The sequence below is a fragment of the Peribacillus sp. B65 genome (genome assembly GCF_058513295.1).
This window is the reverse complement of sequence record NZ_CP195840.1, coordinates 1456482-1472596: the sequence shown is the minus strand read 5'-3', so window position 1 is coordinate 1472596 and position 16115 is coordinate 1456482. Positions and strand designations below refer to the sequence as shown.

The following is a 16115-nucleotide window of genomic DNA, read 5'->3' as shown; positions in this document are numbered from 1 at the left end:
GATGCTGAATCTGTGTCTGTTTATTAGGATAGGATGTTGCCACTAAAGGATATTATTGATGCAGAGTTAATTTGGTCTACTGGTGCTCCTAGGTTATCTAAGTCTTGTGAAATATTAAGAATGATTAAATATCTCCACTCGTTTTTAAGTTTCCCTAAGTCCACAACCTGATGAACCTCTATTTCATCATTTTCATACTCTTTACTAGTCTCGCAAATCTCATATAATCTTTCTACTAACTCTGTATTATCCCAATTCCTTATGTCTAACTGTACGAATTTTTGGCATTTTTTTATTTTCATTTTCTTCACTCCTAGTTTTTAAAGGATAAGGAATATTGAGTACTCCTAGTTGATTTAGTTTTGTTAATTACAACCCTATGGATTTTGTTGACGTATCCTTAGTGCTACTATTGAATCATGACTCTTAGCATAATGAACCTGAACTTGATTAGAGTCTTTGTCTTTAGTTGTCCACTACTTTACAGCCAAATTTGTTCCATCTTCATACATGGGATTATATATAACTTCACTTGTTGTACTCTTTTCGAATGCGGCTCCTCCTTGAAATTTCAATCTCTCAAACTCCGCTCAATCCCAATCTGTTTCTTCTGCAAAAGAAATATTAATATTACTAAACGTGAACACTCCTACTAATACTTATACCAAAAAACGATTAACATATTTGTCCATCTCCCTTCCAAATTTCAATTGGGAAAAACACTAATTATACCCCGAAAAATAATTTTTGTTTATTTTTCATTAAAAGTAAAAAAAAGATAATTTTATTAAAAAAATCACCAATCATATTGACTGGTGATTTCTAAATCTGTCATTCTGAACCTTTTTTTAGTTTTGAGTTTCCTCCAGATCGATAAATTTCTTCGATTGTCTGTCCCTTCGCCCGTGCAAGGATTTCAATTCTTGCCATTAACTGTTTTTCTGAGTATTTCTTAATATCAGAATGGTATTCCTTTACTTTTTCCCCTTCTCCAATAACGCCCTCTGCATTTAAGGAGATAGAAATTGGTGCCAATTCCTCAAGCTTCTTAACCACCCTGTCAAAAAGATGAGGATGTTCACAAATCAAGCGCTGAAGAAGATATGTTCCATATGCAATATGCCTTGATTCATCTTTCTTTAAGTGGTCAATGCCCTCTAAAAGTCCGGGCATTTTACCCATCTTTTTAAGTCCATCGTAAAATGATTTATATCCAGTTTCCGCCAACACTCCTTCTGCAAACATATTGTACACTGTAGCTGCGTCAGCTATTACCTCAGGGGTTTGTTCATGCCATAGCCGTTCCATTGTTTCGGGGAGAATTTCATAAAATAACTTACGATAGGTTTCAGAATGCAAGTGGGAAAGATCGCCTTTTTCACCAATAGCATTTAACACCAGTCGAAAGAATTCAGTATGTTTAGCTTCATCACATAAAAAGGTTGTAAGGAACATCTCTTCTTCCAATCTACCTTCTCTCGCAATCACCCTAAGCAATGGGAGTAAGTCAAGAGTAACCGCCTCTTCCCCTCCTTGAAATTGAGCGAGAAGTTTCAGCACCCAGTCTTTTTCTTTAACAGATAGTGTTTTCCAGTCCTCTTGATCCTGTGAGAAATTGATATCCTGGGGATTCCAAATTCCAAACTTTTTTGCCTTTTGATACAACTGGTAGGGATATGAATCTTCCATCAAACCCTCCGAGCTCGTCGTTAAGAGTTTCTTTCTCAAGTATAGTCCTCCTTCAAATTATACATTTACCATTTTATGCAAAAAGGGGATCATACGTATGGACAAATTCAGGACTGATGCAAAAATTAAAATAAAAGAGAATAACGGGCTCTGCACTAATGGGTATTGCACTCTATAAGGAGTAATAAAACTAATTAATAAATCAATAGTCGCCTCTCATACCACTTTTTCAAATTGTTAAAAATGTGTTCAATATTTTTGCTCAACACAAAGATCGTATAAGAAAACCTGGGGAGATGGAAATCCAGGAACGCTTTTAGACCCACCAAGTCACCGAAGCCACGGCCCAGTTAGTCGAGCATACACCTGCAGAATTGGCATGAAGCTTGGCAGTTTTAATCACTGTAACGTAAGATTAAGATATAGAAAAATGGAAATAAACAAATTAGGAACCGATTAGAATTGGCTTTTGCAAAGGTAATGGAGAGATTCCGAAGCTCTCCTTCCCTGCTTGTTCAATAATAGGGCAATAATTATTTGTGCTTTTTCTATTGGTTAACGTCATTATTCGGAATGGAAATAGTATCTAAGATCATAAGGAATTAAATTACATTTTCTATTGACTAAACATTCATTCAATAATAAAAAAACTGAAAATTCAGTTAAAAATGGAGGGGTTGCATTGGATTTACATTTCGAGATTTATGGCAATGGTCGTCCTGTTGTTCTTATTCATGGTGGTGGGACTGATTTGAGGCAATGGACATTTTTAGCATCTCTTTTATCTAAGGATTACAAAGTTATTGCTTTTGATGGCCGTGGTGCCGGTAAATCACCATCCCCTATAAAACATGTAAACTATGTAGACGAAGTACTGGCACTAATGAATTACCTGGAACTTCATCAGGCAACGATTATTGGCCATTCCATAGGCGGGCAGATTGCAACTGATTTCGCTCTTAATTTCCCTGAAAGAGTATCGAAACTTGTGTTAATTGCTCCTTCTTTAACTGGTTTTCCCTATTCAAAGGAGTTTGAACAATATCATGACAGAATATTGGAAAGTGCACCCAATATAGATAAGATGTTAGAGCTTGCCCTTCAATCACCAACATATCAGGTGGTAATCGATAGTCCGCACAAAGATCTCATTGTTCAAATGCTCAGGCATCATTTTGAGCGCATGCTTAAGTGGCCCGCTGATTTCTGCATGAAATGGCCACAGCCGCCAGCAATAGGACGATTAGAAGCATTGAACGCCGAAACCTTATTTTTTATCGGCAAAAAGGACTTGGCAGACAATTTTCGAGTTGCTGATTGTTTCCGAAAGGTTCCAAATATCCGTTTCATCGAAATAAAGGATGCCGATCATATGCTGCCCCTCACCCATCCCGAAGTTTTATATGAAGAATTCACTGCTTTTATGGAGGATTGAAAATAAAATGCCACGTACACCTGAAGAAAATGACCGTATTCGCCAAGCATCAAAAGAAAATATTCGTACTGCAGCCATGGAGTTATTTATGAAACAAGGATATTACGCTACTTCCATAAGCGAGATAGCCAATCAGGCGGGCATTTCAAAAGGGTTACTCTATAACTATTACAAAAGAAAAGAAGAACTGCTTTCTGAAATGGTTGAAGCCAGAATCAGGAGTGGTGGAAGTCATGAAAGTAGCGTTCGCCTTAAATACACCTCGTGAACAGCTTGAATATATAATCAATGGTGCCATTGATAATATCCACCAAAAACCGGAAATCCATCGCTTCTATCTACACCTTCAAACTCAGCCAGAGTCAGATGAAGAGTTGATAAAATACAGTCATCTCATTATTGAAGAAAATGCTAGACAATTTGAGTTTCAATGTAAAATATTTGAAAGTATGGGTGAAAAGGAACCAAGGAAACGATCGTTATATTTTTCATCTGTGCTACAAGGTATTATGTTGATGATATCCACCTATCAACAAGGGTTTCCGGTAGAAGAAATAAAGAACCAGATTATCAGGGAGTTTTGTAGCTAGTCTACCGTTTTAATAGGTCATATCTTGAATAAAGATTAAATGAGGAACTTTCACAATCGAGCGCTTAAAATACAGTAAAAAGGTTCTTCAACAAAAAAAATCCCCATGATTATCTTTAGACCTTATATTATGCCTGAAGTTCAAACAATTAATAGCTGACTTCTTTGTGATCTTGATCGGATGATTCCGTTAAAAATCTCTTCAGAAACCTATCTGAAGAGATTTTAAGTTTATTTGATAATTGAAGTCGTTAATCTCTGCCCTTCTATTCTACTAACATTATACCGTCGGCAATCGGGCGTTCACCTGCTGCATCAGAGGGTCTTGTGACTCGCTCATCCCCAACTGTCATGGTCGTCGATCCGCCGCCGTCTAGATTGATGGCATCGATTGCCCCTAATGATTTCATGATTTTCGCACTTTCTTCAAAATTAGCTCCCACACTCCATCCGGGTGCGCGTCCATCGATGGTGACAAATAATAGATTGCCATTCTCTTTGATTCCTGCAAGCGTTCTAGGATTACGGCGCTCCCCAAAACGATAATAAAACCCAGGGTCTTCTTCCCAGTGAAAGCCTTCCTCTACGGCATTAATGGAAATTTCCCCTTTTTCCATTAAACGAGGACCTCCATTAATCATGCTGGTGGTTTGGTCTAATTTTAATAGCTTTGCATCCCCGATGATTTCACTCTTCACCTGAATCTTCATCCCTTGTCGGGCATGGTCACGAAGCCACTCTGCTGCCTCCCCTGTTCCCGCTAGAACAGAACCACTGCCCGGAATGACTCCTCCACGATGGTTACGGATTACCGTCACTTCTCCGGCATGATTTACGACTACTTCCACACCGTCGCCCGATTCTGTTTTTCCTCCAAATACGGACGTATATTGGATAAGCTCACTTTCATCATTACAAGTAAAATCATGTTTCGCCCGTTCTGTTGTCGTATCTCCTCCAACACCGCCACAATTGCGGATTAATCCTGGCTTCCGATTTACCCCATCCACTTCCCTGACCGCACCATCAGATGACGTAGCCTGAATTGACGTTGAAACAGACGCAATGTTTGCCTTCTCTTCAACAGAAGATAAAATTAGAGCTGAACGGCCATTTATCGCCTCACTGACAAGCTGACCTTTGCTGGCGAATATACCGGCAAGATCGCCTGGTGTTCCATCCTTCTCTCCTACAACAAAGTATCCGGCATTAACTCCTGCAATGGCATCATTTCTGTCAGCGATTTTGGTCAATGTTTCTTTCCCTGTCACTGCATCATTTGCCAATTCAGGTTCCACATGCCCTTGAAATCGATCCTGATCCACTTCAAGGACGTTCACTACCCATGGTCCTGTTGTTTTCTCTCCGTCTTCTCCCGTATACACAGTCCGTAGACCCGAATATCCCTTTTCCGATAACTTGTTTCTCATTTCGGCTGCATCCGCTTCCATTTGATATTGGCCGATGCGGACAATGTATCCAAGTGGACCTTTTTCCCCATCATCCATGGCCCGATCCGCTTCTCTTATGATATGAGCATTTTTGAAACCATCTCTCTTTAAATTTCCCAACAATATCTTTGCCTGCTTCTTTGTTTTTACAAATGCCACATCCACTGTGAAATAGTCTTTAGAAGATGCTTCACCACGATGGATATTGGTATACGTCACTCCTGGTGCTGGATTCATGGAAGTTCTTTGCTCAATCAAATTGGGTGTTCCTAACGGAAGCACATGATTCTTCACATGTAATTGAGCATTCAATTCTGCATGAACTGGAGTTTCTGGAATGGCATTTACAATCATCACAGATGCTAGACTAATAGTGGCGATAGGCAAAATGGGCTTTTTCCATAATTTTTTCATTTATTCCTCCAATAAAGTTATGTCCTGCTTTAACTTTATTGGAGGAATATGATGGAAAATTAAAAAGACTATTATATTTCAGTCAATTTTAAGTGAACAAAAATGAGCATAAATACTCGATAAATATTACAATTCATATTTGTGAAAGGATAACTTTTAGGACATCTTCACTTTGATAACTTAAATAACAATGTTTCCTTTGAAGAAAAATGTAATAGATGTACGAAGAGCCTTTCGGGCTTTCCATTTAGGTAGAGTTGTCTGTAATAAGTTAAGTGTATCAATGACCAAAAATTTTTATACAAAAAATTTCCCTGTGGTTAACGAAAACAACTCAGAGTTTTGATTTATTTTTTGAGATAAATTCATTCATTTACTTCTTGCCTCATTTGCGAAAGATTCGATCGAAAAATGTTTTCTTTTTCTCAGGAGGCACAGGAAGATAGAAACGATTCTTATTTGTTACTTTAAGATAAGGCGTTAAGATGTCAGTCTTCTCCTCTACAGAAATTGCGGTATTAAGCTGTTCTTCAATTTTCGCAAAATGTTTCGCTGTCGAGCCTTTTGGCGTATAAACAAAACGGCCATCTGGGAAATTTTGTGATTCAACTGTTTCTTTTTCAGTATATGCATGTACAGATGGTCGTGCCCAAAAAACACTTTTCCGCACCACACGTGCAGGACTTCCTGCAGCTGCTACATTTGATGGGATGGATTTTGCCACTAGTGACTTTGCACCTAAAATTGAACCTGTACCTACTTCTACTCCTTTTAGAATCATGACGTCCTGTCCAATCCAAATGTGGTCACCTAAGTACACACTCTTTGTTGGATTTATCCGTTTTTGAGTTGTTACATCGTAGATCAAATGTGGATCTGCCAAACGAACGACTACACCACTTGAAAACATATTATCATCACCGATGAATAGATTCTTTTGCTCAGAGAGAATAAATCTCGCTAAACCATTAAATGAATAGTTGCGACCAAGGAAGAATGTATTATCATTCCAAACACTGACGCTCATTGTTGCATTGCGATTTGATTTCCCAATGATTATGAGCGAGTTGTTGCCATTAAAATTTAGCGTTGCATTTTTAAATTCAGCTCCGCGTTCAATGATTAACCGATTTCCTTTACCCCAAAATTTGATTTTACTATTCACAAACGAAATCTCATCTTCGGTATTTCCTATAAAGTGTATTTCATTATTTGTTTCCGGTTTATGCAAGATGTTAGAAATGCTTTCCATGCTGTCCATACCCACTTTCAAAGTGTTAAAAACGCTTTCATTATACATCATTTTTAGCTCACCACAAAGACCGCATAAGAAAATCTGAGGAACTGTGAAGTTGAAGCCTTCGGATTTCCGAAAAAGGGTAATTGAATTAAAGGTTGTAAATCACCATGAACAATTGCTGGTAGATAGTCGTGAAGTTGCAGAAATGGTTGGGAAACGTCATGACTATTTAAATTGAGATATTAAAGGATACGTAAAGGTTTTTTTAGAGTTGTCCGTCAACAACTAACCTTTTTCGCTTCTGATAAGCTTTCACAGCTGCTTTCGTTTCCTCACCTTAAATCTATCATCAGCTCGATATTTAAATTATTGGAGTATTCACTTTTAATGAATGCTATTATTCATACAAAAAAAGCCCTCATTTTAAGAGCTTTTTTGCTAAGCTAATTGCATTTAAGCATTATATTCTATTACATTTCATATATTTCATCCAAATAATTTTGCGAAGGTATTTTCACCGGCGATCCCGTCTGCAGATAATCCATTAGCCCTTTGAAATGCCTTCACCGCTATTTCCGTTCCGCTTCCAAAGATACCATCTATACCATGTGGATTATGTCCTTCCAAATAAAGTGCAGCTTGAAGGATATAAGTGATATTCCCTTCCGCCCCTTCCCTTACATTAGGTGAAGCTGCTTTTGTTTGGGGTCCCCATATTCCATCAACATTAACCTTTGCACCATATTGTTTATTCAATTCGGTTTGAAAACCCTTGATCAGCGCTTTTTTAGTATTGGGACCATAATAACCATCAACATCTATTTTTGCATTATACCTGCTATTTAATGTCCTTTGAATGGACTTGATAGTTTGATTGCCGCTGTCCTTTGCTGGCGTATCTTTTACTATGACTTCGGATTCGACTTGTGTAGCTGGTGGAATGGTTCCATTAACTTTTGATACCAGTCTAGGCTTCACTCCGGCTTTTAACTGAGAATAAGTCAGTCCGCCCGTCATATCCAAGTGCGGATAGTCTTTAAAGCTTGACCAATCCCCTCCCCATGAAAAGCCCAAGGATTTACCAATTGCCGCTACCCGTTTCCATTTTGTATCAACCGTCCATATTGCATTCTTTCCATCATCGCTGACGATGAAATAATCAATGGCTAGTCCAAAGTTATGGTAAGATTGACCTGGCTTCGCGTTGGTCACTCTCGGTTTCGATAAATCACTATAGTTTTTACCATCGTAGATATATCCTAGGCGACCTTGACCATATAGCTTTGCTTGCTCTTCCATAGATCGATAACCTGCGCTGATTTGCACGAAAATTCCTTCTTGGTATGCCCGTTTAACCATTTCCAATGCCGATTCTTTTACGACTGGATGAATTCCGCTGCCCATATTCTTTTCTGAACGATCCAATAAAGTTTCTAATTTAACTGTCAATTTTATCACCTCCTAATATGTTATGGTGCCAATTAGGAAATGCTTGTACACCTACCTTGACGTTACAAAAAAACGCCCTTTTATGAGGACCTAGTATAGGTTCATCGTTCTTAAATAAAAAAAGCACAGCCCTAAATGGGGCTGTGCTTTTAATCTATTATAAAGGCATATTTTGATCTTCTTTATCTTTACCGATTACCCTTATCAACTCATCCAGCTTTTCATTTCTTTCTTGGTCTAATCTTGTCTTTGCATTGATGAATTTAATTATCTTAATTATGAAATAAACACTTAATACAATAAGTCCCAAATAGAACAAAATCGGTATGATTGCAAAAAGCCCTATTAAACTACTGGCTTGATCCATAAATAATTCCTCCCAAATGTAAAATATAGTATTATTATACAGGAAAAATAAAGAAGGCGTCCGATATTGATTTATTATTTAAATAATTATTTTGCGAAAAAAAATTGAAGCTAGCCACATTTTAATGATCTCCAAATAGTCATCAGAAAATTTCTTAAAGATGGGGTGAATCCATATTGAAGGATTTGAATCAGAAAAAGGGAGAAGATTAAATTACCATTATAAAAACCCCCATCTTATCTATTCAAATATAGACATAAATTAGGGTTATATATTTTTTGTAGCGTTTCTATCACGATTATAAAATAGATAAATTGAATTAAAGAACTTCACATGATCAGTACATACTTCTCTAAACCCCACTTATCTTTGCTCTCTACAAAATGTTTTCTAAAAAGAAGTTACACTCTAGAACAGTGGAATGAATCACATCATGGCCATATATTTCGATCTAATTAAAAAAATCCCTAGTGGATCCCCTATACATAACCCTTTTATAATCAGGCTTTGCAAAGGCTAATTATAAAGGAACGTTGTCGGCCTTTTCCGGGTATAAGAAGTTCGTGTATACGTAATTTTAAGAGTTTCCTAAAGTATTGGAACTCCACGAAGTTCATCAATCTCCCCCCGATCCCAAGTCATTTGAAGCAAGTAAATTTATCTTACTGCCTTTGTAAATCAGTAGATTAATGTTTATTTCATGCTTATTAATAGATCTTATATGATGGTTTGAGGAGATAATCGGGTTCCTCATACTCACTGACCAGCAAATGTGAGTCTATGAAAACCGATCATTACTTACAATGGTACAAGGATGACAGAACTTTTAAGGTAAATAGATGCTTAGACAATCCAGTTCAAGTAAATCCTGGTGAAGTTAAAGATAAGTTCCTCCGATTTAGTACTAAAGTGTAATTCTTTAATTCGAATAAGGTTAGTGTTAACATATAGTAAGTATATCTTCTATTGAAGGAGCTAATTATGAATCCCAATATTTTATTGCGTAATAATGTAAAGTTTAAAGGAAGTGGTACACGACCAATGATATTTGCTCCAGGTTTTGGTTGTGATCAAAATGTCTGGCAATCAGTTGCAAAAGACTTTGAAGATGAATACCAAATTATCCTATTTGACTATGTTGGGTCAGGTAATTCAGATATACAGGCATATAACGTGGAAAGATACAGTACTCTTGAAGGGTATGCACAAGACGTACTTGATGTTTGTTCCGCATTAGACCTAAAAGATGCTATATTTGTTGGACACTCTGTTGGATGTGTGATTGGCATGCTGGCGTCAATTAAACATCCTGAATATTTTTCTAAACTTGTTCTGGTTGGTCCTTCTCCTTGCTACCTGAATCTGCCTAATGATTATTACGGGGGATTCGAAAAAGAACAACTTTTAGGATTGATTGATATGATGGACAAAAATTATTTAGGCTGGGCAACCGCCTTTGCTGGAACGGTAATGAATAATCCAGATCGGCCAGAGCTTAAACGGGATCTAGAGAATCGTTTTTGCTCTACTGATCCTATTATCGCTCGACAATTTGCGGAGGTTACCTTTTTTGCAGACAACCGTAAAGACTTACCAAAAGTAAAAGTACCATCACTCATTTTGCAATGTTCAGAAGATGTTATTGCTCCGACAGCAGTAGGAGAATATATTCATAAGCATCTTCCTGATAGTACATTGAAAGTGATGAAAGCAACAGGACACTGTCCACATATGAGTCATCCTGAAGAGACGATATTCTTAATTAGACAGTTTTTGGATGAATTTCCGACAAACGATTTATAGATAGAGATGGGTGTGAATTTTTGTGAATGAACAACTGAATGAGGCACCCTGCGGATATTTTACTTTATCAGAAGAAGATGATATTTTATCCGTTAATCAAACCTTACTTAAATTATTGGGGTATAATCTCGATCAATTGCAAGGGCAGCCTATTAATTTTATCCTTTCGGCTTCTGCTATACTCTTTCATCAGCTTTATCTGGTTCCTCTGATCAAGTTAGAAAATCAGATTGAGGAAATATACATATCCTTAAAGTCTGAAGACGATGAAGAAATACCTGTGTTACTAAACGCTGTTCAAAGAGAGCGTGATGGAAGAACTATTATTGAGTGTGTGGTGATTCCAATGCGAAAAAGAAACGAATTAGAAAATGAGCTTCTTATAGCGAAAAAAGAGGCAGTGACAGCTCTAAATGGTATGAATAAGGCTTATTCTGATTTAGAGAATGCTCATGAAACGATGAAAGTTCAAAAGGATAAACTTAGTGAATTAAACGAAAAAAATGAAAAATACAAAGTAGATACAGAAAGAGAACTGGGTCTTGCCAAAAAAATCCAAGAGACATTATTACCAGTTCCTATTATTAATGAACATCTTGAAATTCAAGCATATTATAAAGGCTCCAATCAATTATCAGGTGATCTATATGGATTTTATCAAATTGACGCCCAACGGTATGGACTTATCCTACTTGATGTGATGGGGCACGGTCTTTCTTCAGCTCTCATAACCATGTCACTTCATTCCATATTTCAGAGATTAATTTTAAAAGGTTCTGAAGTGAAAACTGTGATGAAGGAATTAGATGATCACCTTCATTCTTTATTCAAAAACACAAATGAAACTTGGCATTACTGCACAGCCGTCTACCTTTTAATCGATACTGATAAGAGAGAAATTAATTATATCAATGCAGGCCATCCTTCCGTTCTTTTACAGGATATAAACGGAGAACAATATCAGTTGCGTTCTAATCGGCCTCCACTCGGGATGTTTGAAGAAATTATTTTTAAAACAAATACCCTTACATACAATAAGGACAGTATGCTGTGCCTTTATACAGATGGAGTTGAAGAACCTCTAGGTTCAGACCGTTTATGCTCATTGTTAAAGACCTTTTCGGCTGCCCCTTTATCTACACTTAAAGAGGAAATTATACAATCGCTTAGAAATGAAGAGGACACTGACCAACGTAAAGATGACCAAAGTCTTATTTTGGTTAAACTAAAATAAGACTTTCGGGTTGTGCTATCCGTTACATAAACTGCTGTTCAATTTCTTGGGACTTCAGGTAGTAGATACTAATTTAGTCGGTTCGAAAACCGAGAGTCTTAATGGACCAGTTTTGTAATTGTCATAAAATAAAACAAATGAGGAGCTATCTATTTTGGGTAGCTTCTATTTTTTATGCAAAATAACTATCAAAAACCAATCCAAAAATCATCCAGCTACCAGCACACTTTCAATCGATCTAACCAGCTTTTCATTAATTTTGTCCCATTTGCCTTCCAATCATTTCCATAATATAATGAAGCTATTAAAGAGGAAGGGGGCATGGCAAATGAACGAAGGTAGAGATCCATTCGTTTCTTCACTCGCTTCTCATTTAAACATGCGGCTCACTCATTTGGCAGAAGAAAGGGAAATCCCACTGGAAAGATTATTGGATAAATCCGTCGAACTGTTACTTGAATATATGGAAGACAATGAAATGATCAATGACCATGTTAAATTAAACAATGTTGAAGCGATTAATAAAAATAATGAAATCATTCAGCAAAGCAGGCAGATCCTTAAGAAAGACTAGCTTAAAAACACTCAGCCATCATGGTTGAGTGTTTTTAAGCTTTTATATTTCAGAGCATTACTCACCATCAACTTCAAGTCCAAATAAAAAAGGCAGCCACTAGGCCTGCCTCTGTTGAACAACTTATGTCCAGTCATTCATTTAGTGATTAATAAAAACGGCGCCTGTTTTTTTTGCATTTGCACTTACATTTACAACGCTTTCCAGGAAACCATACTGTACTTGGGTCATTGTTCTCAAAACATTTTTCTTCATAACAACAATTTATCTGCATACTAACACCCTCCTTACTCTTGTATATGCATGGACTGATGGAAGGTGTGGACAAGTTGCTTAAAGATTAGAAGTGAATGAGAATTAATTAATTCATTTTCCATGATCCTGGACAATTTCCAATGTATGTGGAAGCAAACTGAAATCTCCCCAAGTTTTATGACCAGGAATTATGATTTTCGCATCTTTATAAACATACATTAAATTCTTCAGCGTATTTGGCCAAGCTTCCATGTTAGCTTCATCAATGATCCCCGAATTCTTTTGTTTCAGTGCAAAAATCATATCACCAAATAATAAGTTATACTTTGGAAGCCATATCGTCATGTTATCAGAAGTATGGGCTTCCCCGGGGAAGTAAATTTCGATTTTCATATTCCCAACTTTTAAAGTTGATGCCATTGAATCCAGTGAAGGATCAGGCATAGGATAGTTGAACTCTCTTGCCAACCTTGCTTTTTCAGAAGTGCTTACCGTTTTTATTTTTTGATCCAATAATGCCTGTATACCACCGATTCTATCGTAATTGTGGTGACTTATTATAGCCAGTTTGACAGGTTTTTTGAATTCCTTTTTTATCATATCCAATAATTGCTTTGCCAGTGTATCGTCCCAAGCTGCATCAACTAAGACGATTCCTTTTGAAGTATTAAGAACCAGACCATTCGCACCAATCTTATTACCTTGGATTTCCGTATATGTTGTATGTACCCATACATCCTTTTTTGTTTGAGTTAGAACTACTGATCCATCCTCACTGGTTATTACCGTTCGTTTTGATTTAGCTTCATGAGCTGAAACCGGTGTCGAAATGTTTAGTATTGAAAAACAAAAACTTGCTAACCCGATTAAAAACCCTTTTTTTAACTTTTTAATATAATTCTTCCTTTCTATACTATATTTATAGAATTATATATACTTTCAAATTTCAGTTTAAATATATATGACCTCTCAACGATTAGACCATAATATAGTTATGTAAACAATTACTTATCAAATTGAATATTATAGATTAATCAAAATTTAACGGAAGACTTCAACATCAAGTATTTAACGACGCAGGCAGAAAATGATGATTGCGAACACCGAAATTTTGTAGTACACAGAGTTTAGCCATCTGGCGAAAGTTATTGACAATGATTATCATTACTATTAATATATTGATGTAGTCACTGAAAATGAATATCATTATTAATTAGACATTTTTTGGTATGTTTTTAACCTACTCTATAATTAATAAGGAGCAAAATCAGAATGAAAAAGCTATTCATCCCCTTCCTACTCTTGTTCGTACTTATTCTTAGTGCCTGTGGGAGCAAAGAGACAGCGAACGAAAATAATGCATCCAAGGCTAAAAAAGAAACAGTTACATATCAATCAGAAACTGGCCCTATTGAGATTCCTAAAAAACCAAAAAGAATAATTGCTCTCTCTAATGGACCTAATGTATTGGCTTTAGAAGGTAATGTCGTTGGGATAGACCAATGGACTAATATGAATCCCCTTTTTAAAGAAAGACTAAAGGGAGTGGAAGTCGTATCAGAAGATAACCTCGAGAAAATCATTGAACTGGAACCGGATCTAATCATAGCGGGATCCGAAATGAAAAATATTGGAAAGCTAAATGAAATTGCCCCAACTGTAGTATTCACTTGGGGAAAATTAGATTATTTATCACAGCAAATAGAAATCGGAAAACTCTTAAATAAAGAAAAGGAAGCAAAAGAATGGGTTAATGATTTCGAAACGCGTGCAGAATCCGCAGGAAAAGCGATACGTGCAAAAATTGGTGAAGATGCAACCGTTTCTGTGATTGAAAATGATGCTAAGGAGTTTTATGTATTTGGAAATAACTATGCACGCGGAACTGAAATATTGTATCAAGCAATGGATTTGAAAATGCCTGAAAAAGTAAAAGAAAAGGCACTTAAATCCGGCATTTATGTACTCTCATCTGAAGTGCTTCCTGAGTATACTGGAGATTATATTATCTTTAGTAAAAACCCAGATGTGGTTAACTCATTTGTGGAGACCGAAACGTGGAAAAATATACCTGCTGTTAAAAACAATCGTATATTTGAAATAAATAGTAAAGCATCCACCTACAGTGATCCAATCACTTTAGAGCACCTTCTGAAATTTTTCGAAAAATCATTTCTTGACAAATAATATGCAAAAAGGAATTCTTTAAATGAGAATTCCTTTTTTAATGTGTTTTATACTTGAATTGCTTCTCAGAATAATAAAAAGCAACGCTGCCTAAAAGGCAAACTGGTGATTTATTATTAGCTATATAAATAAACTCATTACAAACATTATCTTTAAACTAAAATGCTTAGTTTTTGGCTTGTTCCCTGTAACCCATATTCGGAAGTTTAAAGTGTTATCCCGCCCTATTCTCGATCTTATTACCTAATATTAAAATTACATTGACACACCTTGAAGGTACAACCTTGATGAGTCATGAATTCAAATTAGAGCGTATCTTCGAGTGTAAACAATTTAAAGGTTATTATTTTTTATCTCATCAAACCACTCATCAGCAAAATCATCTGCCGTTTTTATATCATCATTTGTATGTACTAAATCATACTTGTATTCAGCTTGAAGACTGCCACTCTTAGCATCATAAATTAATTTCAACTCCGTTGGCATGTCTCTTTCGTATTCTTTACATAATTCTTCAATTTTTTCGGCATCATCATTGATAATATTTAATACTATAAACTGTCGTTCTGTAGATACATCATATCTTTCGTCCCCATTCTCCAATGCATCGTTCACCTTATGACATTCTACATACTTATTGTTAATTAAATAAAAGAAACTGCTCGATATCATATCTTCTTCACATGAAGCATAAACATACACTTTATCAGCTCTATCTTCAACATATTCCATACATATGGATATCATATCTGCCTGCAATTCACTAAATCTATCTTCTAATTCTTTCATACTACATTACACTCCTTTTATAAATTTTTAAATTTTGCACTGCCCGGCTTACCATCAATAGTGTAATTAACTATAAATTTGTCTGGGCGCATATCATTCCCAGAGTAATTTATAGCAACATCAACTGTTACTTTTTTTGGTGGTGTTTCTTTTAGAGCTGCAGCCCATTTATTTTCGACTTTCTTATATTTCTTCAAATTAACATCAGATAATTGCGATACCAAATTGTCAATTTTAGGTGATCCTCCAAACCTATCAGCTTCCAAATGTCCTGCAAGGTCCTGACCTTTTACTTTACCTGGTGTATTCTTGCTATGTGACAATCTGTCTTTTCTCTTTGTTAATTGTAAATTTTTTGTTTCAAATTTTGAAATCCTACCTAAATTATCTGTTTCATATAAGTAATCATACTCTCCAGTTTTATACCTAATATCAGGCTTTAACCTATTTTTTCTACCATTTGTAAACTGTTGTCCGTTGTCGATAAATGTTTTGACTTCACTTACTCCAGAAATACCTTTACCCGTACCCTTAGAAATACTCTCCCCTGAAACACCCTCTACTTTTCTATCCTTCACCGTGAATTTCTGATAGGCTTCCTTAATTGTCTGCTTTTCCATTACAATTTGGTGAAGGTTT

At 36.2% G+C, this 16115-nt stretch carries 15 protein-coding genes and 2 pseudogenes; 6 read left to right on the top strand and 11 right to left on the bottom strand.

Annotated features, from left to right (window positions below; all coding sequences use genetic code 11):
- Positions 1 to 23: 23 nt before the first annotated feature.
- Together ACSR9O_RS07200 and ACSR9O_RS07195 are read right to left on the bottom strand one after the other, a co-directional pair.
- Entirely contained in the window at positions 24 to 302 is a 279-nt protein-coding gene (locus tag ACSR9O_RS07200; RefSeq protein WP_491724209.1) for a hypothetical protein, read from the bottom strand.
- Between the two features lie 529 nt (positions 303 to 831).
- Entirely contained in the window at positions 832 to 1728 is an 897-nt protein-coding gene (locus ACSR9O_RS07195) for a R2-like ligand-binding oxidase (RefSeq protein ID WP_491724208.1), read from the bottom strand.
- A gap of 643 nt (positions 1729 to 2371) precedes the next feature.
- On the opposite strand from ACSR9O_RS07195, the gene ACSR9O_RS07190 reads away from it, so the two are divergent.
- Both ACSR9O_RS07190 and ACSR9O_RS07185 read left to right on the top strand, forming a co-directional pair.
- Complete coding sequence (locus ACSR9O_RS07190) at positions 2372 to 3124, top strand: alpha/beta fold hydrolase (protein WP_491724207.1); 753 nt, start codon at positions 2372 to 2374, stop codon at positions 3122 to 3124.
- Between the two features lie 7 nt (positions 3125 to 3131).
- A pseudogene (locus tag ACSR9O_RS07185) lies at positions 3132 to 3714 on the top strand (TetR/AcrR family transcriptional regulator).
- Between the two features lie 265 nt (positions 3715 to 3979).
- Here ACSR9O_RS07185 and ACSR9O_RS07180 read toward each other — a convergent pair.
- From ACSR9O_RS07180 to ACSR9O_RS07160, 5 genes and pseudogenes are all read right to left on the bottom strand, one after another.
- Complete coding sequence (locus tag ACSR9O_RS07180; protein ID WP_491724206.1) at positions 3980 to 5578, bottom strand: phosphodiester glycosidase family protein; 1599 nt, start codon at positions 5576 to 5578, stop codon at positions 3980 to 3982.
- Positions 5579 to 5963: 385 nt separating this feature from the next.
- The gene (locus ACSR9O_RS07175; protein WP_427572529.1) at positions 5964 to 6881 is read right to left on the bottom strand and encodes an acyltransferase; all 918 of its coding nucleotides are present in this window, start codon (positions 6879 to 6881) and stop codon (positions 5964 to 5966) included.
- Positions 6882 to 7083: 202 nt separating this feature from the next.
- Positions 7084 to 7149, bottom strand: a pseudogene (locus ACSR9O_RS07170) (peptidoglycan-binding domain-containing protein); the annotation flags it as partial.
- Positions 7150 to 7304: 155 nt separating this feature from the next.
- On the bottom strand, positions 7305 to 8267 hold the full coding sequence (locus ACSR9O_RS07165; RefSeq protein WP_491724205.1) for a peptidoglycan-binding protein: 963 nt from the start codon (positions 8265 to 8267) through the stop codon (positions 7305 to 7307).
- A gap of 157 nt (positions 8268 to 8424) precedes the next feature.
- Positions 8425 to 8634 (bottom strand): hypothetical protein, encoded by a 210-nt coding sequence (locus ACSR9O_RS07160; RefSeq protein WP_101221994.1) that lies wholly within the window; start codon positions 8632 to 8634, stop codon positions 8425 to 8427.
- 981 nt (positions 8635 to 9615) lie between these two features.
- On the opposite strand from ACSR9O_RS07160, the gene ACSR9O_RS07155 reads away from it, so the two are divergent.
- From ACSR9O_RS07155 to ACSR9O_RS07145, 3 genes are all read left to right on the top strand, one after another.
- Complete coding sequence (locus ACSR9O_RS07155) at positions 9616 to 10437, top strand: alpha/beta fold hydrolase (RefSeq protein ID WP_491724204.1); 822 nt, start codon at positions 9616 to 9618, stop codon at positions 10435 to 10437.
- Between the two features lie 22 nt (positions 10438 to 10459).
- Complete coding sequence (locus tag ACSR9O_RS07150) at positions 10460 to 11671, top strand: SpoIIE family protein phosphatase (protein WP_101221992.1); 1212 nt, start codon at positions 10460 to 10462, stop codon at positions 11669 to 11671.
- A 328-nt stretch (positions 11672 to 11999) separates the two neighbouring features.
- Positions 12000 to 12245 (top strand): ribbon-helix-helix domain-containing protein, encoded by a 246-nt coding sequence (locus tag ACSR9O_RS07145; protein WP_101221991.1) that lies wholly within the window; start codon positions 12000 to 12002, stop codon positions 12243 to 12245.
- A 366-nt stretch (positions 12246 to 12611) separates the two neighbouring features.
- Here the strand turns inward: ACSR9O_RS07145 and bla are convergent, their stop codons facing one another.
- The gene (bla, locus tag ACSR9O_RS07140) at positions 12612 to 13283 is read right to left on the bottom strand and encodes a subclass B1 metallo-beta-lactamase (RefSeq protein ID WP_491725454.1); all 672 of its coding nucleotides are present in this window, start codon (positions 13281 to 13283) and stop codon (positions 12612 to 12614) included.
- A gap of 452 nt (positions 13284 to 13735) precedes the next feature.
- On the bottom strand, positions 13736 to 13837 hold the full coding sequence (locus ACSR9O_RS07135) for a hypothetical protein (RefSeq protein ID WP_353616210.1): 102 nt from the start codon (positions 13835 to 13837) through the stop codon (positions 13736 to 13738).
- Here ACSR9O_RS07135 and ACSR9O_RS07130 point away from each other — a divergent pair.
- Positions 13803 to 14687 (top strand): iron-hydroxamate ABC transporter substrate-binding protein, encoded by an 885-nt coding sequence (locus ACSR9O_RS07130; RefSeq protein ID WP_491724203.1) that lies wholly within the window; start codon positions 13803 to 13805, stop codon positions 14685 to 14687. The genes ACSR9O_RS07135 and ACSR9O_RS07130 overlap by 35 nt on opposite strands.
- 333 nt (positions 14688 to 15020) lie before the next feature.
- Here the strand turns inward: ACSR9O_RS07130 and ACSR9O_RS07125 are convergent, their stop codons facing one another.
- Positions 15021 to 15476 (bottom strand): DUF600 domain-containing protein, encoded by a 456-nt coding sequence (locus tag ACSR9O_RS07125; protein ID WP_491724202.1) that lies wholly within the window; start codon positions 15474 to 15476, stop codon positions 15021 to 15023.
- A 17-nt stretch (positions 15477 to 15493) separates the two neighbouring features.
- Positions 15494 to 16096: a DNA/RNA non-specific endonuclease gene (locus ACSR9O_RS07120; protein ID WP_491724201.1), complete on the bottom strand. Its 603-nt coding sequence runs from the start codon at positions 16094 to 16096 to the stop codon at positions 15494 to 15496.
- Positions 16097 to 16115 lie beyond the last annotated feature (19 nt).

What these genes read in the sequence shown, in the direction of transcription:
- ACSR9O_RS07160 (WP_101221994.1), bottom strand. Translation starts at nt 8,634, where the DNA reads ATGGATCAAGCCAGTAGTTTAATAGGGCTTTTTGCAATCATACCGATT.
- ACSR9O_RS07175 (WP_427572529.1), bottom strand. Translation starts at nt 6,881, where the DNA reads ATGATGTATAATGAAAGCGTTTTTAACACTTTGAAAGTGGGTATGGAC.
- ACSR9O_RS07120 (WP_491724201.1), bottom strand. Translation starts at nt 16,096, where the DNA reads ATGGAAAAGCAGACAATTAAGGAAGCCTATCAGAAATTCACGGTGAAG.
- ACSR9O_RS07180 (WP_491724206.1), bottom strand. Translation starts at nt 5,578, where the DNA reads ATGAAAAAATTATGGAAAAAGCCCATTTTGCCTATCGCCACTATTAGT.
- ACSR9O_RS07155 (WP_491724204.1), top strand. Translation starts at nt 9,616, where the DNA reads ATGAATCCCAATATTTTATTGCGTAATAATGTAAAGTTTAAAGGAAGT.
- ACSR9O_RS07145 (WP_101221991.1), top strand. Translation starts at nt 12,000, where the DNA reads ATGAACGAAGGTAGAGATCCATTCGTTTCTTCACTCGCTTCTCATTTA.
- ACSR9O_RS07125 (WP_491724202.1), bottom strand. Translation starts at nt 15,476, where the DNA reads ATGAAAGAATTAGAAGATAGATTTAGTGAATTGCAGGCAGATATGATA.
- ACSR9O_RS07200 (WP_491724209.1), bottom strand. Translation starts at nt 302, where the DNA reads ATGAAAATAAAAAAATGCCAAAAATTCGTACAGTTAGACATAAGGAAT.